Origin of the sequence: Capnocytophaga sp. oral taxon 878 (genome assembly GCF_002999135.1) — a bacterium.
GTDB lineage: Bacteria > Bacteroidota > Bacteroidia > Flavobacteriales > Flavobacteriaceae > Capnocytophaga.
On the sequence record NZ_CP027229.1, the window covers coordinates 12950 to 34347 of the forward strand.

Below are 21398 nucleotides of genomic sequence, written 5' to 3' on the forward strand. Positions count from 1 at the left end.
GCAGTATTAACATTATTAATTGTAAATTCTTATCTGAAATGAAATATATTATTAATTTTCTTCGAGTGCTAGTGGGGGTGACTTTTATTGTTAGCGGGCTTATAAAGCTGAATGACCCATTAGGATTTTCGTTTAAATTAGAAGATTATTTTGCTGCTGAAGTGCTTGGTATGCCTTTTTTGGTGCCTTTTGCTTTGGTGTTGGCAGTAGTGGTATGCGTATTTGAGGTGGTTTTGGGTGTGGCCTTGCTGGTAGGTTACAAGAAGAATCTTACGCTTTGGCTGCTTACCTTAATGATGGTATTTTTTGGGTTTCTTACCTTCTATTCGGCTTATTTTAATAAGGTTACAGACTGTGGTTGTTTTGGGGATGCTATTAAATTTACTCCTTGGCAGTCATTCACGAAAGATGTGGTGCTACTGGCCCTTACGCTTATAGTGTGGTGGGGCAAGAAGTATGTGCATCCTATTACTAAAGGTAAATTGCCTGTGATTATAGTGGTAGGCTCGGTACTATTATGCTTAGGGTTTTCACATTATGTGTACAACCATTTGCCTGTTGTAGATTTTCGTCCGTATAAAATAGGGGCTAATATTCCTGAGGGATTGGCTCAGCCTATGAAGAACTTTACTTACCATTGGACAGTGAAATTAGATGGTAAAGTACAGCAAATTACTAATAGCGGACAAGTGCCCAAGGATAGCAAAGGGGAATACGCTAAGGATATAATAGAGGTAACTACAGAGGCGCCTGCACCGCTTATGCATGATTTTTATATTCAGGATGAGTTTAGAGCTGATTATCTGGACGAGTTTATGGGTGATGAAAAACTGCTAATGGTGATGATGTATAGAGTGGATAGGGCAAATTTGGAGGCTTTGAAGGAAATTAAAAAGGTAACTGATAAGGCCTTGAAGGCGGGGTATACGGTTATTGGGCTTACTTCTTCATTATCTGAAGCCCAAAAAGTAGCTAAAGATTATGAACTGAACTTTGATTTTTACTACAATGATGCTACTACTTTAAAGACTGTTATTCGTTCAAATCCTGGATTGGTAGTGCTTTCTAAAGGGACTATTTTGGATAAAAAGCATTACAATGATGCGGATAAATTAAAAATTGAGAATTAATAACTATCAATTAGCAAAGGTTAATGATTGAGAAATGTTAGTTGTAAAGTGTTAATTGGATGACGTGGCATCAGGCGAATCAAGATTTTCAGCATTACTTGCGATTACAGAGGGGATTGGCTGAGAATACGGCTATTTCATACGGATTGGATGTTGAAAAGCTTATTAATTATCTGCAAAAATACAATATTACCGAAACACCCCTTACCATAGTGGAGGATACCCTGCGACAGTTTGTGTATGAAGTGGGGAAAGACCTTAATGCGCGTTCGCAGGCACGCCTTATATCGTCGCTTAAAGGATTTTTTAAGTTTATAATGTATGAGAAGGGGCGTGAGGACTTCCCTATGGATTTGATAGACACTCCTAAAATAGGAGTTAAATTACCTGATACCCTTTCATTAGAAGAGATAGATGCGATGCTGGCTGCTATAGACCTTAGTACTGATGAGGGACATAGGAATAAGGCTATAATAGAGACTTTGTATGCTTGTGGGTTACGGGTATCGGAGCTTATTTCATTACGCTTGTCGGATTTGTTTTTTGATGAGGATTTTATAAGGGTGATGGGGAAGGGTAGTAAGCAGCGTTTGGTACCTATTGAAAAATATACACAAAAACAGATTTCATACTATATAGAACATCAGCGGAAACAGCTGAAAATAGCCAAAGGACACGAAGATTATGTGTTTTTAAACCGAAGGGGCAGGCAACTTACGCGGGCAATGATATTCACTATAGTGAGGCGTACTGCTGAGGATGTAGGATTGAAGAAGACTATAAGTCCGCATACGTTTAGGCATTCATTTGCGACCCATTTGTTAGAGAATGGGGCTAATTTGCGAGCAATACAATTGATGTTGGGGCACGAGAATATTACTACTACAGAAGTATATGTGCACGTAGATAGAAGTTATTTGAGGGAGGCATTGGAGAAGTTCCATCCTCGCCAGAAGATGAGCTTTACCCAATAGCTCCGTTGCATCATCACTCCTCTACAATGTGTTGTTGAGTGAAGGCTCATCTTAGCAAGTGTGTGTGTTTTTAAGGTTAGAATGAAGTGTGTTGAGGCTTATAAGTCGTCGAAATTAAGGGAGCGGAAAGCTGCCTTTTGTGGTTCTGGACTATCAAGACGTTCGTCGTATAGTTCGCGTTTGTAGTCTTTTTGGTGACGTTCGGAAATGACTTCTTCGCCGCGTTCATCGAATACATAGCTTGTCGTTTCGGCTAAAATGTCTTTGAATAGTTCAAAATCTTCTTTGTAGAGATAGATTTTGTGTTTTTTGTAGTGAAAAGAGCCATCATCGTGAGTGAATTTCTTACTTTCGGTAATGGTAAGGTAATAATCGTTAGCGCGTGTAGCTCTTACATCGAAAAAGTAAGTACGCCTTCCGGCTCTTAAAACTTTAGAAAAAATTTCTTCATTGTCTAAAAAGTCCTTTTCTTCTTCCATTGTTTTTTAGTTTAATTATTCGCGGACAAAAGTCGATAAAAAACCAATACTATGCAAGAATTTTTCAAAATATTTTATCTATTCCGCTAATATTTATTATAATTTTAACATTTCTATCTTAAAAAAGTACTTAAAACCTAATTTTATTGAAAGATTTTTAGTAGGGTAATAGGTGAGAGATAAGAAATAAGGAGAAGGGGTGTATTAGGATAGTTTGGTATGAATTTTGTGCTTTGATTTTGAGTTGATTAATAAATAACTAAAAAACTGAATAAGAATGGCAAACATTACATTTCATGGGCAGGCTGCCCATACGGCTGGTGAGCTTCCTAAAGTAGGGAGTGTGGCTTCTGATTTTTCGGCTGTTAAAAACGATTTGGCTGAAGTTAAACTTTCTGACTTTAGAGGGAAGAAGGTTATTTTGAATATTTTCCCGAGTGTAGATACTGGGGTGTGTGCGGCATCGGTGCGTAGATTTCATGTGGAGGCGGCGAAGGTAGAGAATGTGGCGATACTTTGTATTTCTAAGGATCTTCCGTTTGCTTTGACTCGTTTTTGTGCTGCTGAGGGTATTGATAATCTTACGATGTTATCGGATTTTCGTGGTGACTTCGAGAAGCATTATCCTATTGCTTTTACTGATAGCGTGCTAAAGGGCTTGTTATCACGTAGTATAGTGGTGGTGAATGAGCAAGGAGAGGTGGTGTACACTGAACAGGTGGCTGAAACTACTGAAGAACCTAATTACGGAAAGGCTTTAGAAGCGGTTAAGTAATTGGGATAGACGTAGTGTATTTATTTGCTTTTGGAATTTAGGAGGATTCTTTTATTTCCATACAAAAATAGGAAAAAGCTGTTTTTGAGACATTGTTGAGATGTTGAGAAAACGGCTTTTTTGTTTTATATGCTGATTAGTAGTGGTTTAATGCTTGTGTTGTAATTTTTGTGTATTGATTGTTTTGGTTATTTTTTGGGCTGTGTTTGGCTGTATTGTTGGACAGACTATCCTTCGTTTATAGTTCGTTTATCCTTTGTTATTCGTTCGTTCATTGTAAGGGGTGGGTAGGGGGTGGTTGTGGTTTTTGCTGGGTTTGTCCTAATTTTAGTTTTTTTGTTGTTGCATCTGAAAATTGTTTTGTATCTTTGCAGCCTGAAATTTAACTTTTGAAACCCTGAAAAGAACAATGGCAAAGAAACAAGGTAATAGAGATAATAAGGAGAAGGCTAAGAGTAAAGAAGCCCAAAAGATGAAGAAAAAAGACCCTAATAGGGCTAAGAAACGCCGTTTGGTGATTGGGGTTTTCTTGATATTTTTGGCCTTTTGTTTGTTGGCTTCGTTTCTGTCATTCTTTTTTTCATGGCAGGCAGACCAAAGTGTGTATGATGCTCTTGCTGCTCGGGATGTATCGGTAGAGAATATAATGAGTAAGGTAGGTGCCTATTTGGGTCAGTTATTTGTGTATAAGGGCTTTGGTATTGGTGTTTTTATCTTGGTGTGGCTTATTTTTTTGACGGGGGTTAAAGTGGTGTTTAATTTTAAAATGCCGCTAATAAACCGTTGGTATTGGGGTACGTTACTAATGGTGTTTGTGTCTACTTTTTTTGGTTTTGTGGAGGGTAAGGCTACTATTATGGCAGGTGTGACGGGGTATGAGATAAACCATTGGTTACAGGACTATTTGGGAAAGATAGGCACTTTGCTGGTATTGTTGTTTTTTGGTTTGACCTACGCAATAGTGAAGTGGAATTTGACCCCTGAGAAGGTTATGGCTGCTTTTGAAAGTGTTTCGGCTAAGCTGAAAAGTAAAGGCAGTGATGAGGATGATGAGGATGAAGATATTGATGTGAAACCTATAGAGGCGGTGGTGCCTGTTTCGGAAATAGAAAAGGCAGAGGAGGGGGCTGCTGATGTGGAAACGATAATTAATATCCCACAAGGGGAAAATGATAAATTAGACCCTTTTACACATAAGAAAGAGATTCCTTTTTTGGATGGCAAAGGAGAATTAGAGATTACTAATATTACGGAAGAAGATACGCCGCCACTGACGATAACCCCAATAGTGCCACCGGCAATGGTAGACCCTGAGACATTGGCGCAACAGTTGGTGGAGAATTACGGTGAATACGACCCAAGATTAGACCTGAGTGATTATAAATTCCCTACTGTAGAGTTGCTGAATGAGCCTAAGGATAAAGGTATTGTTATCAATGAAGAAGAGCTTAAAGAGAATAATGATACGATTATCAAGACGTTGGCTGATTATAAGATTGAGATTTCAAGGATTAAAGCGACAGTAGGCCCAACGGTTACCTTATACGAGATAGTGCCTGTAGCGGGTACGCGTATAGCACAAATTAAGCGTTTGGAGGATGATATAGCGCTGTCATTGGCGGCACTTGGTATCCGGATTATTGCGCCTATACCAGGTAAAGGAACGATAGGGATTGAAGTGCCTAACAAAAAGCCTACGACGGTGTATATGCGCACGATGATTACTGCGCAAAAGTTTCAGAATGCAGAGATGGAACTGCCAATAGCCTTTGGTAAGACCATCAGTAATGAAACTTTTGTGGCTGACCTTACTAAGATGCCTCACTTGCTAATGGCAGGGGCAACAGGGCAAGGTAAATCGGTAGGGATTAATGTGGTACTCACCTCATTACTTTATAAAAAACACCCTGCTGAGGTGAAATTTGTATTGGTAGACCCTAAAAAGGTTGAGCTGTCTATTTTTGAGCGTATAGAACGCCATTTCCTTGCTAAACTTCCTGATAGTGAAGATGCTATTATTACCGATACTAAGAAAGTGGTGAATACGCTCAACTCCCTCTGTATAGAGATGGATAACCGTTATGAATTGCTGAAAAATGCGCAGGTGCGGAATATTAAGGAGTACAATGTGAAGTTCAAAAACAGGATGCTAAATCCTAATGAAGGGCACCGATTTCTACCGTATATAGTGCTGGTAGTAGATGAGTTTGCGGACTTGATAATGACAGCAGGTAAGGAGGTAGAGCTACCTATCGCGAGATTGGCACAGCTGGCGCGTGCTATTGGTATACACCTGATAATAGCGACCCAAAGACCTTCGGTGAATGTGATTACAGGTATTATTAAAGCTAACTTCCCAGCACGTATAGCGTTTAAAGTGACTTCTAAAATAGATTCTAAAACTATTTTGGATGGCTCGGGAGCAGAGCAATTGATAGGTAGGGGAGATATGCTTTACTCACAAGGTAATGAGCCTGTACGCATACAGTGTGCTTTTGTAGACACGCCTGAGGTACAACATATTACTGAGTTTATAGGAGCGCAACGAGCATATCCAGATGCTTATCTGTTACCTGAATATGTGGGTCCAGATAGTGAGCCAACGGATTTGGATTTTGACCCTTCGGAACGCGATCCTATGTTCCGTGAAGCTGCGGAAGTGGTAGTGAATGCCCAACAAGGATCGGCATCGCTTTTGCAACGGAAACTCAAATTAGGTTATAACCGCGCAGGTCGCCTTATTGACCAATTAGAACACGCAGGAGTAGTAGGACCTTTTGAGGGTAGTAAAGCGAGACAGGTGCTTATTCAAGATATAGTGAGCTTAGATAGATTGTTAGGCAATGAATAATAACAAAAAATAATAATAACAATGAAAAACATTATTTTATCAATAGGATTTATACTTGTGAGCGCTTTGCTAAGTGCACAGAATGTATTGGAAGCATCGGGAGAGAGAAGTACGCAAAAAATAAGTGTACCTAAATATACTAAAATAGCTATTGATGAGAAGCTAGATGTAACACTTGTGAATGAAAAAAATGACCATATTTATATTGATGCGGATGATGCTATTCATCCTATTATTAAAACAACAGTAGAGCAAGGAACTTTAAAGGTAGCTTTGGTTTTTCCTAAAGGAGTGAATATGGTGCAAACAGGAGGAATTAGAGTTAAAATACCTGTGAAAGGTACAGAAGAGTTACAGATGAAAATGGGTACCCTATTGGCTAACGAAACTATTAAACTCTCCTCATACAAAATAAGCCTTGAATATCTTTCAGAACTTAATTTAGATTTGAATATACAGGAGCTAGATCTTAAAATAAGTAGTTGTAGAAAAGGATATTTGCAACTTAACTGCAAAAACCTTACTTTTGATGCAGGTTCTCTTAGAGGTTTGGCTATTACTGGAAATGCTGAGAATGTGACTTTTGTATCAAATGCAATAGTTGATTTGCAGGCATACGATTTGAAAATACAAGATGCTACTTTTAATACTTCAGCAATACTAAAAGCTAAATTATATATTGAAGGAAGTATACAAGGGAAACCAAGTGGTATTTTTGAATTAAAATATAAAGGGAATGCTATTAACCGCATAGAATCCAACCCTATGGTTAAGATTATAAAAGAAGAAAAAGAATGACACAAGAACAAGACTTTCTAAAATATCAAGCACCTACCTCACCTTATCCGCGATTGTTGGAGGTAGAACGTGCCGAGGGGAGCTATATCTACACTACCGATGGCAGGCGTTATTTAGATTTTGTGGCAGGCGTATCTGCTTGCACTTTGGGGCATTGTCATCCTGCGGTAGTGAAGGCTATACAAGAGCAATGTGCTACCTATATGCACGTAATGGTATATGGCGAGTATATACAAAAACCAGCGGTAGATTTCTGTAAACTTCTTTCCGAGCAGTTACCACCAGAGCTCAATACCACCTATTTGGTAAACTCCGGTACGGAAGCTATTGAGGGCTCAGTAAAATTAGCCAAACGTGCTACGGGGCGCACCCAACTCATAGCTGCCAAAAATGCCTATCACGGCAATACACAAGGCTCAATGAGCCTTATGGGTTATGAAGAACGCAAACGCGCCTACCGCCCTCTTATCCCCGATGTTGATTTTATAGAGTTCAATAATGAAGCCGATATCCTTAAAATTACTGAGCGTACCGCAGGGGTAGTCTTAGAAAGTATACAAGGAGGAGCAGGCTTTATTGAGCCTCAAAATGATTATCTCATCAAGGTAAAACGCCGTTGCGAAGAAGTAGGCGCCCTGCTCATCATCGATGAGATACAACCTGGCTTCGGGCGTACTGGTAAGCTCTTTGGCTTTCAAAACTACGGATTTACTCCTGATATTATTGCCATAGGCAAGGGTATGGCAAGTGGTATGCCGGTAGGGGCATTCGTATCGTCGTATGAGCGTATGCAGCTCTTGGCACATAGTCCTAAAATGGGGCATATCACTACCTTTGGAGGCAATCCCGTGATAGCAGCAGCCTCTTTGGCAACCCTAAATACCCTTCTTACTACCGATTTGATGGCTCAAACCTTGGAGAAAGAAAAACTCTTCCGCAAGTATTTGCAGCACCCTCTTATTGAAAGCGTGAATGGTCGAGGATTGATGTTAGCCATCATCGTGAAAACTGCCGAAATTGCCGACTTTGTAGTCAATTATTGTCAAGATAGAGGACTAATAGTGTACTGGCTGCTCTTTGAACACCGTGCGGTACGCCTCTCGCCTCCTCTTACCCTTTCTGAAACCGAGATTAAAGAAGGTTGCGATATTATTATTGAAGCCCTCAATCAAGTAAAAAACTAATAGCCAACAAATACAAATAAAATAGGCTGCCGAGTATTTACACTCAGCAGCCTATTTTATTTGTATCAATAACTTAACTTCTATTATCGTACTTATAAGCATAATATGATTGAAAACCAACAATTTATATAGCAACACCTACCTTTCAATCTTATAAATACCACTCTTCTTCCAGCATTCTTCTACCACCACCCAAAAATGGGCATAAGATGAACGAACGAATAACGAAGGATAAACGAACTATAAACGAAGGATAGTTAGCGAGCTGGCGCAGCTGAGTATGTCGCGAAGGATAGCAAGCCAGCTAGCACAGCTTGTACTCCCTACCTAAAACCTAAACAGCTAAAATTACCAACAGAACAACGTATTTCCCATCCTTCTCTTCAATGTCATATTGGTGCTTTTCAGGGTACAGAAGCTGCAAGCGTTTCTTTAAATTATCAATGCCAATACCCGAACTATAAAGACTCTCACTGGCAGCAATAATTGTATTTTCGCTCCTAAAAACAATCTTATCTCCCTCAATATGTAATGAAAAACTAAGAGTAGTAGCCTCTGTTGCCGACACCCCGTGTTTAAAAGCATTCTCTACCAAACTGATGAACAGCAAAGGCGCTATGGTGAGCTGTGGCACTTGTTTTGGGAAATCTACTCGCACCGTAGTTTTATCGGTGAGGCGCAACTGCATTAGGCTAATGTACTGCTGTAAGAAATCCACTTCCTCGGCAAGGCTAATCTGTTTTTGGTCACTGTTTTGCATAAAATGACGCATCAGTTTGCTAAGGCTATGCACGCTCTGTTGTGCCTTTTGTGGGTCAAAGGCTATAAGCGAATAGATATTGTTCAGCGCATTGAAAAAGAAGTGTGGTTGCAGTTGGTATTTCAGTTGGGTAAGGTCGGCTTGTAGCTTCTGAGCTTTTACTTCTTTTTGAGCGATTTCCAAAGAAAAGTTGCGCTGTGCATAGCGTATTGCCATAGCAAAAACTACTGGCAATAAATTCGACAGAAAATCAAAATACATAAAAGCGTGGAAAGGAGGCATTCGGCGTTTACCCTTGTGAAGGTCGAAGTACGAAAAAAGCTCATATTTGCTGTATGAAGCACATAAAATCAGTGCCGCTACCATCAAAACAAAAAGCAAATATCGTTTTTTAAACCACAACTTATCAATAAGCCAATAGTAACAACTGTAGAACAAAAACATTAAAAAAGGCAAGGACATTACCGAACGGTAAAGCGCCTCCTCAAAGCGTTGATTGCCTTCGGAGATAAAGATAAGGGCAGGCAAAATGCAAACCACTACCCAAGAGGCTATGTGTGTTAAAAATTTCATTTAATTTAGGTAAGAAGTAAAAAGTAAGAAATAAGAGTTTATCGGTTCAGTTCATTATATGATTTAGTAAGAACTTTGATAAACTCTTCCAAATCCAATTCTTTATGGGTGTCATTAGGATTATTACAAATATCAATGATTGTTTTATCACCTTTCTTAAATATTTCTGCTATTTGATAATCAGGGGCTTTTTCATCATAAATATCTATATGAAAATCCTTCTCATTTTCAGGAATGTATAGGGTTGCTTGCAATTTCATATTCCTACTATTTTTAAATAACCTTCGGCAAAACTCTTGATAATTTCAGGGGAATAGTCTCCTCCTTTGGCATAAGAAATACCCATAACTTCTAAAGCCAAGGCTTGACAGTAATCCTCATTAATAGTGATGGCTTTGCTATCTAATATTTCTCTAACAATAACCATACATTTTTGCAGGTCTTCTGCGGTAGCATAGGGAGGTAAAGTTATTTTCATCAGTTCTTATTATTTCTAATTACCTATGTGGCTCGCACTATTCGTATCTGAGGGCGCTAATAGGTTCTAACTCGGCTGCTTTGCGAGCAGGATACCAACCGAAGAACACCCCTGTAATGGTACATACTAAGAAAGATATTACAATAGAATATAAGGTGATACTCACAGGCCAGCCTATAAACAGCGATACGCCTACAGTAGCTAATAAGCCAATGATTACCCCTAATACCCCTCCAGTAATGCTAATAAGCACCGATTCGATGAGGAACTGCGCCAAAATATCCTTGCCCTTAGCCCCAATAGCCATACGCAAGCCTATTTCCTTAGTGCGCTCTTTTACCGATACGTACATAATGTTCATAATGCCTATACCGCCCACAATAAGCGAAATGCTGGCAATAGCTACCAATAAAATAGTGAGCATCTCGCTGGTAGAGCTAAACGTACTGATGAGCTCTTGTTGTGAAAACACATTGAAATCATTCTCTTGTGTAGCCGAAAGGTTATGCGTGCCCTCCAAAATCTTCTTTACTTGGTTTACTGCATTCTCCGACTGACTTTCATCTATTACCGAAGCCACAATACTCTGTAAGAATGTTTGCGCCAAAATACGCTTTTGTACCGTAGTATAAGGAGCGATAATTACATCGTCTTGGTCTTGACCAAAGTTGCTCTCTCCTTTTTTGGTAAGTACGCCAATCACTTTAAAAGGAATATTCTTAAAGCGTATGGTTTGCCCAATAGGGTTTTCGCCATTAGTGAAGAGGTTCTTAGCCACTGTTTGCCCTATAACAGCTACCTTAGAAAAATTAGTAATCTCATCTTCACCAAACATACTCCCTTCAGCTACACTCCACTCGCGTATGGGCAAGTATTCGGTATTCACCCCGTAGATAGAGGTAGGCCAGTTATTGCCCCCAGCTATACTTTGTCCGTTGCCACTCACTACCGGCGACACGTATTTCAGTAAGGTACCTTCTTTTTTAAGGGCTTCGTAATCCGTCATTTTCAGCGATTGCATATCGCTCATACTCATACGCACCCCACCCATCATACCTGCCCCTGGGCGGATATTGAGCATATTGGTACCCATTTTAGAAATATTTTCCTTGATACTCTTTTTAGAGCCCTCGCCAATGGCAAGCATGGTTATCACTGAGCCTACCCCAATAATGATGCCCAGCATTGTAAGCATAGCCCTTGTTTTGTTAAGCAAAAGGGCACGCCACGCTATTTTAAAAAGATTCTGTATATTCATAGTGTTAATTAGCAAATTAGAAAATTAGCAGATTGGCAAATTCTGTGAGACTAGAAAGTTTCTCCTATAATACGGGTTTTATACTCACCTTTTACTATTTGCCAACATACTTTGTAAGCCTCAGCACCATCACCACAGCGAACAAAGATATAGAGTACATCGTCTTCTTTATCATAATATACCTCATTATTATACGGATGTACCCATACTTGGTACAAATCATCATAAGCACTTTTAGGGATAGATACGTTTTTGCCGTTGATAGTTACAATGATACTCTTGTAGTGGTTTTCAGGTATAAAGGAAGTGTCCGTACCTTGAGCACTCTTACCATCAATGATTAACTCCTCGTAATATTTATGTTTTTTCTTGGTAATCTTATGTTTGGTTTTATCAAACTTTTGAGTACTAATAGTAACGCTAATGCCCTTTTCAGCAATGGTGATACTATTCTCTGTTTCTTTCTCTTTACCTTTGCCAATAGAAGGAAATTCGTATATCTTCTTCAGGCGACTTTTATGTACATACCCTTTATCTACATACAACCAATTAAAAAATATCTCTTCACCGGTTTCATCTTGTGTAGTATCAAATAAATTATATACAAGCGTGTTGTTAGGCAAAGTGCCTACAATTTTGCTTTTTACGCTTTCTTCAGCGCGAATGTTTACATAGCCGTCTTTGTCTTTTACTACGGCATAATCTCCAAAAGGACCTTGTGCAAAGGCATTGGTCGTGAGGAGGAAAAATAAAATAAGTAAGTGTTTCATATTCAATTGATAATAAGTTTTTTTATCAAGTTATTTGTTGCTTTCTATACTTATATAAGTATCGTTTGAAAGTTTTTTAATAGATTTCAGATAATCTACTTTGTCTAAAACAGCACGTTGTTCTTTGATGGTTTCTACTAAAATTTTAAAACGTTCTTCTTTGGCAATATTGTGTTTAATCAGAGAAGCATTAAGACTCTCTATATTTTCCTTTTCGTGATAAAATTCCAATAGCATTTGTACTCTCTACCCAATTTGAAACGCTAATAGTAAATGTTGGCAATCCTGCTTCTTTTTTAAAGTGGTCGAATTCGACCACTTTAAAATTAGGGTTATAAAGTATTTCCCAAGTACCTAAAAATTCTAATGTACTTCTATTTCTTATCCAGTTTTTTATTATATCAGCGGCTCTTGCTTCATCATTTTTACCTTTAGCCATATCTGTTAATGAAATATAATCCTGATTGTCTATTGTAGCTAAAGATATTTCAATATCTTGTACTTTAAGTTTATTATTTGTTGGTGTCATATATTTGGTAAATTTTAGTTACATCATTAAAGTGGTAGTCCTATAATACGGGTTTTATACTCGCCTTTTACTATTTGCCAGCACACTTCGTAAAATAAACCAGCTTCGCTATTGTGCGCAAAAATATAAAGTGCCTCAGCTTCCTCATCGTAGTATATGGAACTGCTAAAATAGAAAATTTCATACAAATCATCATAAGCACTTTTAGGGATAGATACGTTTTTGCCTTTCATAGTTACAATGATACTCTTGTAGTGGTTTTCAGGTATAAAGGCCGCACCTTGAGGTATCTTACCATCAATGATTAACTCCTCATAATTTTTATGTTTTTTTATTATAATCTTGTGCTTGGTTTTGTCGAACTTCTGTTTGGTAATGGTCACTTTTACGTCCTTATCATCATAGACAACACTATTGCCTTGTACTTTTCCCTCTATAGCACGAAAGTCAAATATTTTTTTCAAGCGACTTTGATGCACATACCCTTTATCAACTTCAATCCAGTTAGTAGGGTTATATTCCTTATCAAAGAAACCATACACAAGTGTATTGTTAGGCAAAGTACCTACAATTTTGCTTTTTACATTTTCTTTGGCGCGAATGTTTACATAGCCGTCTTTGTCTTTTACTACGGCATAATCTCCAAGAGGACCTTGCGCAAAGGCATTGGTCGTAAGGAGGAAGAATAAAATAAGTAAGTGTTTCATATTTAATAGATAATTTATAATGAGTTTTTTTATCAAGTTATTTGTCGCTTTCCATACTTATATAAGTATCGTTTGAAAGTTTTTTAATAGATTTCAGATAATCTACTTTGTCTAAAACAGCACGTTGTTCTTTGATGGTTTCTACTAAAATTTTAAAACGTTCTTCTTTGGTAATATTGTGTTTAATCAGAGAAGCATTAAGACTCTCTATATTGCTGAGTATAGCTAATTCATTAATACTGGCGATGTCTCTTATATTTTCACCCTTTAATACTCTTTCAGGATTAGCTGCTTTCCATTGTTTAGCCGTACAGCCAAACATAGCGAGATTTAGCAAATCGGCTTCATCGGCATATACAAAGGCATCTTTTAGGTCAGAAAGAGTAGGAAGTATATAGTTTTTAACAGCATCTGTATGGATATGATAGTTAGCCTTGCTTAAAATCCTTTTCACATTCCATTCCAAATTGTACTGATTGCTCTCTAACTCTTTGAGACGCTGATATTCTTTTACTATGTATAACTGAAAAATAGGGCTAATCCACATAGCAAAATGAAAAGCAATATCTTTATGAGCATAAGTACCTCCGTATTTTCCAGCCTTTGAAACAATACCGATAGCATTAGTCCTTTCAATCCATCGTTTAACCGACATATAGAAGCGATTAACCCCTGCTTCATTTTTAATTCCCCCGAATTCGGGGGAATTAAAATTAGGATTGCTTAACTCCTCCCAAACACCTAAATACTCAATCGTATTCTTATTCGTAAGCCATTTCTCTATCAAACGACTTCCCTCTTCCTGATTTATAGTCATATCAGTTAAACTTATATAATCAGCTTCATTAATCACTCTGATATTTATTTCAATATCTTGTACTTTAAGTTTATTATTTGTTGGTGTCATATATTTGGTAATTTTTAGTTACATCATTAAAGTGGTTCTCCGATGATTCGGGTTTTGTACTCGCCTTTTACTATTTGCCAGCATACTTCGTAAGAAAAAGCGCCACTACCATTATGGGCAATGATATAGAGGATATCATCTTCCTTATCATAATACGCAAAATTATTATCCGTATAAAGCCCTATCTCATACAAATCATCATAGGCACTTTTAGGAATAGGCACGTCTTTGCCATTGATCGTGACCGTGATACTCTTGTAATGGTCTTCAGGCAAGAACTCATCATTATCTAGTCCATATATTTTCTTTCCGTCAATGATAAGCTCATTATACTCTTTGTGCCTTTTCTTGGTAATCTTATGTTTGGTTTTGTCAAATGGCTGTTTGGTAAAGGTTATGCTAATACCTTTTCCTGCAATAGTAAGGCTATTACCCTGCTCTTTAGCCTTGCCAATAGATGGGAAGTCTTGTACCTTCTTTAGGCGACTTTTATGTATATAGCCTTTATCTACAGGAATCCAATTCCAAAAATAAACATTCACAAGGGTATTAGCAGGTAGCGTACCTACAATTTTGCTTTTTACGTTTTCTTTAGCGCGAATGTTTATATAGCCGTCTTTGTCTTTTACTACGGCATAATCTCCAAAAGGACCTTGCGCAAAGGCGTTGGTCGTAAGGAGAAAAAATAAAATAAGTAAGTGTTTCATATAAAGTGTTTTTTCGCAAATATACTGTTTTTTTTAACTTAGCTAAAGTTTTAAAGATGAGTTATATTGGGATATTTATATAAATACTCTCTACTCTTCCTCTGCTGCCCAATCATAAAAACCACTTTCGCGCAATCGGGCTTCATACTGCTGAATAGTTTGTTCATCATACTTTTCTCTTTGGATAAACTTTTCCTTTCCAAAATAAATATCCATAGGGTTCAGTCCATAAAGCTGAGCGATGAGAGTTGCTAAGTTCATACCAGAATAATGCTTGTGAAGCACATAAATCATTAGCCTAAAATCTGTTTCCTCTATTTTCGGGAAAGCCTTTTTGATAAACTGAAGTGATTTCTCAAACCACACTTTTTCAGGGGCTACTACCTTATTCAGCCAGTCGGTATACCACATTTCAAAGGTGAGTTTTTCTCCTTTTTCATTAAATTCAGGCGACAGTCCGCCATAATCCTGACGACTATCGAGCCATATATAGCCTTTTTCCTTACCATTTACCACCAAAAGATAAGAAGCTCCGTGCCCTATATGGCATATTTGCAAGCAACCGCTGATGCGCTTTGTATCCATATAGGATTCCACCTCCTCTTGGGTAGGGCGTTCACCTCCGTCCCAATCAATACTATTAAGCCATTCCTCTTCATTCCAATGCTCGGTGTAAGGGAAAGGCGTAGAGAGGTCTATAGTCCGGTCTTTCCACATCAAATCTTCCGTTGCTTCTTTAAGGGAACGCAGTCCGTAATCGGGACCCACACAGCCATTGGCGATTTGGGTAATGAAAGTACGATAATCTGCAGGGAGAGTGATACGATTTTCTTTCTCTATTTTGGCTACTTTTGCTTCTTCCAATACGGGATTCATATATATACCGCCAAATGGTTTTAGCTGAGGAAGCTCTAAGATGATTTGTATTTTCTTTTTGATTTCTTCTATATTCATATATGTTGAATTGTGCGAATAGCGCTCGCTGTTTTTCTCTTTATCCTGCCACTCCAGACTCTATAAATACCAACTTTTGATTTTTCCATTTGAATCTCCAATAAGTAGCGCTTTCTATAACTTCGTATTAAAATTATCACCCAGTAGGAATATAACCTTTAAATACTAATTGTGAATTTTCCCAAGTAAACGACCAAATGTAAGCTCCTTGAAGAGGAGAAGCTGAATCTATTTCATTTTCATAGAATGTTTTAGGAAGTTTTTCTTCTTCTGCCTTTTTTGAGTATTCAAGAAAAATCCAATAAATCAGAATCTCATTATCTTCTATAGATATATAATATTGATGTGTTTTTTTGAAATTATCAACCTCTACGCTATAATATCCTTGATTTTTAATCCAATGAATATCATCTATATCTATTTTAGCAATGGTTTTACTAAAATGCTCATTATAGTTGCCTTTGGGAATAGGACTATCCCCTCTCTGTACTTCTGCTTTTAAACTTCGCAATGCTTCTATGAGTTTTTCTCTATCAGCTTTTAGTATTGCCGTGCGTTCTTGAAATAGCTTTACATTCTGCTCTTCCACTGCGTTGAGTTTCACCTTACTATTGTCACTCACAGGCTTATACCACGGTTTTTCATTAAAGTAATTGCTTATTTCGTAGTCTTTAAACTTATAACCTTTGCGAGCGTAGAGGTCGTTAGTGAGGAAGCGTAATTCATCTATGCTCAATTCGCTGATTTGTTCTTCATCAATTACTTGGGTGGCACAAGTGGCGCAATCTTTTAGCTGTGCCGTAGCGTTTAATGAGATTAATACTATCATTAAAAAGTATAAGTGTTTCATTGTAAAGTAATTTTTCGCAAATATACTGATTTTTTTCAACTTAGTAAAACTCTAAAATATAAGTAACGAGAAATAAGTTAGCAAAGCCTATATATCAAGGACAAAGGGAGATTAAGTTATCTTTATATTTTCTATAAAATGAACTACTTTATCTCCCTCTCTTTTAAGAAAATTAGTTTATAGACTATTTTTGTGATTTTGTTTTATTGAAGATGCTCACTAAAAAACGCCTCCAACTTATCAAACGGAATTACTCCAGCTTGATTGTCGTAAAAATCGGTGTGACGTGCATTAGGGACAATCAGCAGTTCTTTTTTCTCGCTTCCAATTAACTTGTAGGCATCTTCGCTCATATAGCGAGAATGGGCATTTTCTCCGGCAATCATAAGGGTAGGCACCTCAATTTCATTAGCATAGGCTAACAGAGGGAAATTCATAAATGAAAGCAGCGTAGTGGCTGTCCAAACGTGATTGGAAACTGAACGCTCGTGGAAACCTCGTGGGGTTTTGTAAAACTCAATATAATCATTTAAGAATTCAGGCACTTTATCTGAAGGGGCATCGGGCATAGGGTAACCTGGGGAGGAAGTTCCTGTTTCGGCATCTTTCCAACGGATGGCATTGAGCGAACGCTTCATTTCCAAACGCATTTCGGGTGTATTGGCATCAAAATAACCTTTGCTAAACACACGTGACATATCGTACATTACCATCGTTGCCACTGCCTTAATACGCGTATCGATAGCGGTAGCATTCAGTGCAAAACCACCCCAACCACAGATACCTATAATTCCTATTTTTTCTCTATCTACAAAAGGTTGAATGCCTAAGCAATCTACCGCTGCCGAAAAATCTTCGGTATTGATATCGGGTGATGCTACATTGCGAGGCTCCCCACCACTCTCTCCCGTATAGGAAGGGTCGAAGGCTAAGGTTACAAAGCCTCTTTCAGCCATCGTCTGTGCGTAAAATCCAGAGGCTTGTTCTTTTACAGCTCCAAACCCACCGCAAACAGCAAGGGCAGCAAGTTTTTTATCTTCGCTGTTTTTCGGGAAGTACAAGTCACCAATAAGGGTGATACCATAACGGTTTTTGAACGATACTTTTTTGTGTTCAACTTTATCGCTTTTGGGGAAAATCTTATCCCAAGAAGCAGCGTTTACAGGGTTTTCAGTGTTTTTGTTCATATTGATAATATTTTTTTGGTTTATACAATCTATTCATTATGAATGAAGGCGTTCTTTACTTTTGCGTATTCTTCTTAAATACAAGCCTATAGCTAAGTACATCAATGTTGGAATAAGACCAAAAAGAGGAGATACTAAAAGTGTTTTATCGGCTGAAATAATAGTAAATCCTTCTGAAATGAGAGGGTTAAGAGCGTCTTTCATTGAGTGCATCAAAACTACCAATAAAAGTGAACGCGAGAGAAAGAAAATTTCGGTGTACATTATTGTCCAAACAGCAATAGCCACAAAGCTCACCAAAACAAATAACACTTTGTTATAAGCGAAAAAGGTTGCTTGATAAGCATCGTCTAAGAATATGAGATTGTATGGGAGGTGCCATATTTGGCAGACAAATGCCACCACTAAATAAATCAACCATTCATTTTTTGTGAGTTGTTCCATTTTTACGGTGAGATACCCCCGAAAAGCCGATTCTTCTAAGATATTTTTGATAAAAATGGGTAAGAAAGCTGCTGCAAAAACAGGGAGATAGGCAGCAACACTAAACTTACTCACATCTACCCAACCTAATAGCTTGCCAACAAACATTGTTATACCAATAACCACGGGATAGACTGCAATAGCAAAGATATACCAACGACTGTTTTGCTTGAAACGAGGTTTTAAAGGAAAATCTTTCCAGCCATCACCACCGAAAAGGCGGAGCAAAATCACACACACAATAGGAGTCGCAATAAAAATTCCTGATCCTAAAGACTCTAAATTAGAAGGCTCACCAAGTAACTGGTTTACCCCAATGCCTATCCATCCGCAAGAGATAGCTACCAAGCTAAATAGGATTACATTGCGTAGTGTTTTTTTATTGCTTCTCATATTAAGGCAGGTTTATTTTAATATTTCTAAAATTTTATCTTCGTCGTAAACAAGCATACCAACTGCCACCAATGAGGCGATACCGTGTGCCAACATCCAACCTTTAGCAATGTCATTTTTCAGCTCTTCATCAGGTAGGTTTTGGTATTCCTCGCTATTTTTCATTATTTCAACCACTCGCTCACTTTCCGGAAAAATGTCAGTAAGTTTTACATTGGTAACATTATCCATATAAAAAGCCTTGAATAGAGCGGGCTCGGTGTATGCCATCCGCACATACCCCAGTCCTAAATCCAAAAGAGTATTGCCTGTTTTTGAGTAACTGAGTACTACACTTTGTAGGAAGGGCAGTGCTTTTTTACAGATTTCAGCCTTAAGGTCGTCCATATTTTTATAGCACCAATAGATGGGCTGAGTAGAGCAACCTATTTGCTTGGCAATATTTCGGGCAGAAAGCACTGCAAAGCCCTCTTTTCTCACCATCTCAAAAGCTGTTTCTATAATTACTTCTTGTGTTATTGTTGTTGATTTCGGCATAAAACTTTGTTATAACATCTGTAATATAACACCTGTTATTTTTTTGCAAAAGTAGTACAATTTTTTAAACCTGCAAATTTTTTGGGAAAAAAGATTCATCTTGTGCGGCTCGCATTTGCCTGTGCGGCTCGCACCGTCATTCGTATTTCGTCATTCGTAATTGTGTCAACTGTTCTTTGGCGTTTAGTCTATCGGTTACTTCCTTATCACTGATGATATGCCCATCTTTCAGTACAACTGTGCGTTTGCTAAATTGGGCAATATCGTCTTCGTGGGTTACAAAGCCTATGGTGCTACCTTGGTCGTTGAGGCGTTGGAAAAGCTCCATTACCTCATAAGAGGTTTTAGTGTCAAGATTCCCCGTAGCCTCATCGGCGAGAAGGATAACAGGGTGGTTTACAAGGGAGCGCGCAATGGCTACCCGCTGCTGCTGTCCCCCTGAGAGTTCACTGGGCAAGTGGTTCAATCGCTTTTCTAACCCCACACTGATAAGGGCTTCGATAGCGCGCTCACGGCGTTCTTTGGCTGATACTTTAGGGTTGTACATCAGTGGAAGTTCTACATTCTCAATGGCTGAGGTACGTGCTAATAGGTTATACGACTGAAAGATAAAACCTATTTTGGTGTTGCGTATATGTGCCAAATCGTTCTTGCTCATATCTTTCACCGAGATGCCGTCCAAAATATAATCGCCAGAAGAGGGGCGGTCTAAGCACCCCAATATGTTGAGCAAAGTTGATTTGCCCGACCCACTCGGTCCCATAATGGTTACAAACTCTCCTTCTCTGATGGTCAGGTTGATGCCTTTCAGGGCGTGTACCGTCTCGTTGCCCATCTGGAAGTTGCGCTTCATATCGCGTATATCTATAATGGCTTTTTTCATTTATTTAGCTTTTGAATTGTTTCTATTAGGGCGTTTTGGCATAAACGGACTGCTGTTATCGTTGCTATTTTTCTCACCTCCTGCCACTTGTGGGCGGTCGCCTTGTAGGTTAGTGGCTACTTTTTCGCCAACGTTGAGTCCATTTACTACTTGCACGTTGATACCATCATTGCTGCCTATGGTTATGGCTTTTTGGGCAAGACTACCATCGGTGTTCACTACCCATACGTATTTTTGTTTGCCCTTGCCGTGTTGTACTTTAGGAACTTCAGCTGTAATACCTTTTTGAGCGTAATATTGCAGTAACACATCGGTATCAGGAGTAAAGTTGATAGCTTTGGCGGGCACGATAGTTACGCCTTTCAGCTCATTGGTATAAATGGCAATAGTTGCGGTAAGCCCTGGTTTTAGCTTTTCATCAGGGTTTTCTGCCTCTACTATCACCGTATAGGTTACCACATTTGATGAGGTAGTAGGCGATAGGCGCACTTGGGTAACGCGCCCTACGAACTCCTCTTGAGGGTAAGCATCTACGCTGAAACTTACGCGTTGCCCCACTTTCACTTGTCCTATATCAGCTTCATCTACATTTACTTCCACCTGCATACGCTTGATGTCTTTGGCTATTTTAAAGAGCGTAGGGGCACTCATTGAGGCGGCTACTGTTTGTCCTTCTTCAACCTCTTTGCTGAGGATAATCCCGTCAATAGGCGAATAGATATTGGCATAACCTAAGTTAGTTTTCGCCTGATTGAGGGTCGTAAGGCGTTGGGCTACATTGGTCTTCGCATTGTTAAACTGATACAACGCTTGCTCATAATCCTGCTGACTAATCACTTGGGCATTGTACATTTTTTGCTGACGCTCGTAATTCTGACGGTAATAATTCAGTTCGTTAACTGCTGAATTGTAGTTAGCCGTAGCGTTGATAACGTTCTCTTGTAGATTGGTCTTGTCAAGTTCCGCTAATAGCTGTCCTTTCTTTACTTGGCTGTTGTAATCCACATAGATTTTGCTCACCAATCCCGATACTTGGGTACCTACTTCCACCTCATCCACCGGTTGCACGCTACCCGTAGCAGTTACTTCGGTAGTAACATCACCTTGGGTAACCTCATCGGTTTGGAGGAGAATAAGGGCAGGTTTTTCCTTCATAAAGAAGTGATATACCCCAAAAGCCACTACCGCTAATAGCGCAATAATAATGATTTTTTTGATGTGTTTTTTCATT

General features: G+C 38.6%; 23 protein-coding genes. 6 read left to right on the plus strand and 17 right to left on the minus strand.

Annotation, left to right across the window (positions count from 1 at the left end):
* Positions 1-38: 38 nt before the first annotated feature.
* On the plus strand, positions 39-1130 hold the full coding sequence (locus tag C4H12_RS00075; RefSeq protein WP_106097091.1) for a BT_3928 family protein: 1092 nt from the start codon (positions 39-41) through the stop codon (positions 1128-1130).
* 59 nt (positions 1131-1189) lie between these two features.
* Positions 1190-2104 carry a site-specific tyrosine recombinase gene (locus C4H12_RS00080; protein ID WP_106097092.1) on the plus strand — a complete coding sequence of 305 codons (915 nt, stop codon included), beginning with the start codon at positions 1190-1192 and terminating at the stop codon, positions 2102-2104.
* A 98-nt stretch (positions 2105-2202) separates the two neighbouring features.
* Here C4H12_RS00080 and C4H12_RS00085 read toward each other — a convergent pair whose 3' ends face one another.
* Positions 2203-2583: a PUR family DNA/RNA-binding protein gene (locus C4H12_RS00085; RefSeq protein ID WP_106097093.1), complete on the minus strand. Its 381-nt coding sequence runs from the start codon at positions 2581-2583 to the stop codon at positions 2203-2205.
* A 277-nt stretch (positions 2584-2860) separates the two neighbouring features.
* Here C4H12_RS00085 and tpx point away from each other — a divergent pair, with 277 nt between their 5' ends.
* The 4 genes from tpx (at position 2861) to C4H12_RS00105 (ending at position 8191) form a co-directional block, all read left to right on the plus strand.
* Positions 2861-3358, plus strand: coding sequence for a thiol peroxidase (tpx, locus tag C4H12_RS00090; protein WP_106097094.1), 498 nt, complete (start codon positions 2861-2863; stop codon positions 3356-3358).
* A 409-nt stretch (positions 3359-3767) separates the two neighbouring features.
* Positions 3768-6209: a DNA translocase FtsK gene (locus C4H12_RS00095; protein ID WP_106097095.1), complete on the plus strand. Its 2442-nt coding sequence runs from the start codon at positions 3768-3770 to the stop codon at positions 6207-6209.
* A gap of 21 nt (positions 6210-6230) precedes the next feature.
* Positions 6231-7007 (plus strand): GIN domain-containing protein, encoded by a 777-nt coding sequence (locus tag C4H12_RS00100; RefSeq protein ID WP_106097096.1) that lies wholly within the window; start codon positions 6231-6233, stop codon positions 7005-7007.
* Positions 7004-8191 (plus strand): aspartate aminotransferase family protein, encoded by a 1188-nt coding sequence (locus tag C4H12_RS00105; RefSeq protein ID WP_106097097.1) that lies wholly within the window; start codon positions 7004-7006, stop codon positions 8189-8191. Before C4H12_RS00100 ends, C4H12_RS00105 begins: the two co-directional genes overlap by 4 nt.
* A 334-nt stretch (positions 8192-8525) precedes the next feature.
* On the opposite strand, the gene C4H12_RS00110 is transcribed toward C4H12_RS00105, so the two are convergent.
* The 16 genes from C4H12_RS00110 to C4H12_RS00190 all read right to left on the minus strand — a co-directional run bounded on the left by C4H12_RS00110 (position 8526) and on the right by C4H12_RS00190 (position 21397).
* Complete coding sequence (locus tag C4H12_RS00110) at positions 8526-9524, minus strand: sensor histidine kinase (RefSeq protein ID WP_106097098.1); 999 nt, start codon at positions 9522-9524, stop codon at positions 8526-8528.
* Between the two features lie 38 nt (positions 9525-9562).
* Positions 9563-9784 carry a hypothetical protein gene (locus C4H12_RS00115; protein WP_106097099.1) on the minus strand — a complete coding sequence of 74 codons (222 nt, stop codon included), beginning with the start codon at positions 9782-9784 and terminating at the stop codon, positions 9563-9565.
* Positions 9781-10002 carry a succinylglutamate-semialdehyde dehydrogenase gene (locus C4H12_RS00120; protein WP_106097100.1) on the minus strand — a complete coding sequence of 74 codons (222 nt, stop codon included), beginning with the start codon at positions 10000-10002 and terminating at the stop codon, positions 9781-9783. The genes C4H12_RS00115 and C4H12_RS00120 overlap by 4 nt, the downstream gene beginning before the upstream one ends.
* A gap of 37 nt (positions 10003-10039) precedes the next feature.
* The gene (locus tag C4H12_RS00125; protein WP_106097101.1) at positions 10040-11260 is read right to left on the minus strand and encodes an ABC transporter permease; all 1221 of its coding nucleotides are present in this window, start codon (positions 11258-11260) and stop codon (positions 10040-10042) included.
* A 50-nt stretch (positions 11261-11310) separates the two neighbouring features.
* Positions 11311-12030, minus strand: a complete 720-nt coding sequence (locus C4H12_RS00130) for an SH3 domain-containing protein (protein WP_106097102.1) — start codon at positions 12028-12030, stop codon at positions 11311-11313.
* 190 nt (positions 12031-12220) lie between these two features.
* Positions 12221-12559, minus strand: a complete 339-nt coding sequence (locus C4H12_RS00140) for a KilA-N domain-containing protein (RefSeq protein WP_106097104.1) — start codon at positions 12557-12559, stop codon at positions 12221-12223.
* Positions 12560-12585: 26 nt separating this feature from the next.
* The gene (locus C4H12_RS00145; protein WP_106097105.1) at positions 12586-13266 is read right to left on the minus strand and encodes an SH3 domain-containing protein; all 681 of its coding nucleotides are present in this window, start codon (positions 13264-13266) and stop codon (positions 12586-12588) included.
* A 37-nt stretch (positions 13267-13303) separates the two neighbouring features.
* Entirely contained in the window at positions 13304-14173 is an 870-nt protein-coding gene (locus C4H12_RS00150; RefSeq protein WP_106097106.1) for a KilA-N domain-containing protein, read from the minus strand.
* A 26-nt stretch (positions 14174-14199) separates the two neighbouring features.
* Positions 14200-14880, minus strand: coding sequence for an SH3 domain-containing protein (locus C4H12_RS00155; RefSeq protein ID WP_106097107.1), 681 nt, complete (start codon positions 14878-14880; stop codon positions 14200-14202).
* A 90-nt stretch (positions 14881-14970) separates the two neighbouring features.
* Positions 14971-15834 (minus strand): SMI1/KNR4 family protein, encoded by an 864-nt coding sequence (locus C4H12_RS00160; RefSeq protein ID WP_106097108.1) that lies wholly within the window; start codon positions 15832-15834, stop codon positions 14971-14973.
* 136 nt (positions 15835-15970) lie between these two features.
* Positions 15971-16684: a YARHG domain-containing protein gene (locus C4H12_RS00165; protein WP_106097109.1), complete on the minus strand. Its 714-nt coding sequence runs from the start codon at positions 16682-16684 to the stop codon at positions 15971-15973.
* A 203-nt stretch (positions 16685-16887) separates the two neighbouring features.
* Positions 16888-17871, minus strand: a complete 984-nt coding sequence (locus tag C4H12_RS00170; RefSeq protein ID WP_106097110.1) for an alpha/beta hydrolase — start codon at positions 17869-17871, stop codon at positions 16888-16890.
* A 36-nt stretch (positions 17872-17907) separates the two neighbouring features.
* A complete protein-coding gene (locus tag C4H12_RS00175; RefSeq protein WP_106097111.1) occupies positions 17908-18747 on the minus strand; it encodes a type II CAAX prenyl endopeptidase Rce1 family protein in 840 nt (279 codons plus the stop codon).
* Between the two features lie 12 nt (positions 18748-18759).
* The gene (locus C4H12_RS00180) at positions 18760-19284 is read right to left on the minus strand and encodes a TetR/AcrR family transcriptional regulator (protein WP_106097112.1); all 525 of its coding nucleotides are present in this window, start codon (positions 19282-19284) and stop codon (positions 18760-18762) included.
* A 136-nt stretch (positions 19285-19420) separates the two neighbouring features.
* Positions 19421-20167, minus strand: a complete 747-nt coding sequence (locus C4H12_RS00185; RefSeq protein WP_002682105.1) for an ABC transporter ATP-binding protein — start codon at positions 20165-20167, stop codon at positions 19421-19423.
* A complete protein-coding gene (locus tag C4H12_RS00190) occupies positions 20168-21397 on the minus strand; it encodes an efflux RND transporter periplasmic adaptor subunit (protein ID WP_106097113.1) in 1230 nt (409 codons plus the stop codon). It abuts the gene before it with no gap.
* Position 21398: the final 1 nt, after the last annotated feature.

What these genes read in the sequence shown, in the direction of transcription:
- C4H12_RS00075 (WP_106097091.1), top strand. Translation starts at nt 39, where the DNA reads ATGAAATATATTATTAATTTTCTTCGAGTGCTAGTGGGGGTGACTTTT.
- C4H12_RS00080 (WP_106097092.1), top strand. Translation starts at nt 1,190, where the DNA reads ATGACGTGGCATCAGGCGAATCAAGATTTTCAGCATTACTTGCGATTA.
- C4H12_RS00085 (WP_106097093.1), bottom strand. Translation starts at nt 2,583, where the DNA reads ATGGAAGAAGAAAAGGACTTTTTAGACAATGAAGAAATTTTTTCTAAA.
- tpx (WP_106097094.1), top strand. Translation starts at nt 2,861, where the DNA reads ATGGCAAACATTACATTTCATGGGCAGGCTGCCCATACGGCTGGTGAG.
- C4H12_RS00095 (WP_106097095.1), top strand. Translation starts at nt 3,768, where the DNA reads ATGGCAAAGAAACAAGGTAATAGAGATAATAAGGAGAAGGCTAAGAGT.
- C4H12_RS00100 (WP_106097096.1), top strand. Translation starts at nt 6,231, where the DNA reads ATGAAAAACATTATTTTATCAATAGGATTTATACTTGTGAGCGCTTTG.
- C4H12_RS00105 (WP_106097097.1), top strand. Translation starts at nt 7,004, where the DNA reads ATGACACAAGAACAAGACTTTCTAAAATATCAAGCACCTACCTCACCT.
- C4H12_RS00110 (WP_106097098.1), bottom strand. Translation starts at nt 9,524, where the DNA reads ATGAAATTTTTAACACACATAGCCTCTTGGGTAGTGGTTTGCATTTTG.
- C4H12_RS00115 (WP_106097099.1), bottom strand. Translation starts at nt 9,784, where the DNA reads ATGAAATTGCAAGCAACCCTATACATTCCTGAAAATGAGAAGGATTTT.
- C4H12_RS00120 (WP_106097100.1), bottom strand. Translation starts at nt 10,002, where the DNA reads ATGAAAATAACTTTACCTCCCTATGCTACCGCAGAAGACCTGCAAAAA.
- C4H12_RS00125 (WP_106097101.1), bottom strand. Translation starts at nt 11,260, where the DNA reads ATGAATATACAGAATCTTTTTAAAATAGCGTGGCGTGCCCTTTTGCTT.
- C4H12_RS00130 (WP_106097102.1), bottom strand. Translation starts at nt 12,030, where the DNA reads ATGAAACACTTACTTATTTTATTTTTCCTCCTCACGACCAATGCCTTT.
- C4H12_RS00140 (WP_106097104.1), bottom strand. Translation starts at nt 12,559, where the DNA reads ATGACACCAACAAATAATAAACTTAAAGTACAAGATATTGAAATATCT.
- C4H12_RS00145 (WP_106097105.1), bottom strand. Translation starts at nt 13,266, where the DNA reads ATGAAACACTTACTTATTTTATTCTTCCTCCTTACGACCAATGCCTTT.
- C4H12_RS00150 (WP_106097106.1), bottom strand. Translation starts at nt 14,173, where the DNA reads ATGACACCAACAAATAATAAACTTAAAGTACAAGATATTGAAATAAAT.
- C4H12_RS00155 (WP_106097107.1), bottom strand. Translation starts at nt 14,880, where the DNA reads ATGAAACACTTACTTATTTTATTTTTTCTCCTTACGACCAACGCCTTT.
- C4H12_RS00160 (WP_106097108.1), bottom strand. Translation starts at nt 15,834, where the DNA reads ATGAATATAGAAGAAATCAAAAAGAAAATACAAATCATCTTAGAGCTT.
- C4H12_RS00165 (WP_106097109.1), bottom strand. Translation starts at nt 16,684, where the DNA reads ATGAAACACTTATACTTTTTAATGATAGTATTAATCTCATTAAACGCT.
- C4H12_RS00170 (WP_106097110.1), bottom strand. Translation starts at nt 17,871, where the DNA reads ATGAACAAAAACACTGAAAACCCTGTAAACGCTGCTTCTTGGGATAAG.
- C4H12_RS00175 (WP_106097111.1), bottom strand. Translation starts at nt 18,747, where the DNA reads ATGAGAAGCAATAAAAAAACACTACGCAATGTAATCCTATTTAGCTTG.
- C4H12_RS00180 (WP_106097112.1), bottom strand. Translation starts at nt 19,284, where the DNA reads ATGCCGAAATCAACAACAATAACACAAGAAGTAATTATAGAAACAGCT.
- C4H12_RS00185 (WP_002682105.1), bottom strand. Translation starts at nt 20,167, where the DNA reads ATGAAAAAAGCCATTATAGATATACGCGATATGAAGCGCAACTTCCAG.
- C4H12_RS00190 (WP_106097113.1), bottom strand. Translation starts at nt 21,397, where the DNA reads ATGAAAAAACACATCAAAAAAATCATTATTATTGCGCTATTAGCGGTA.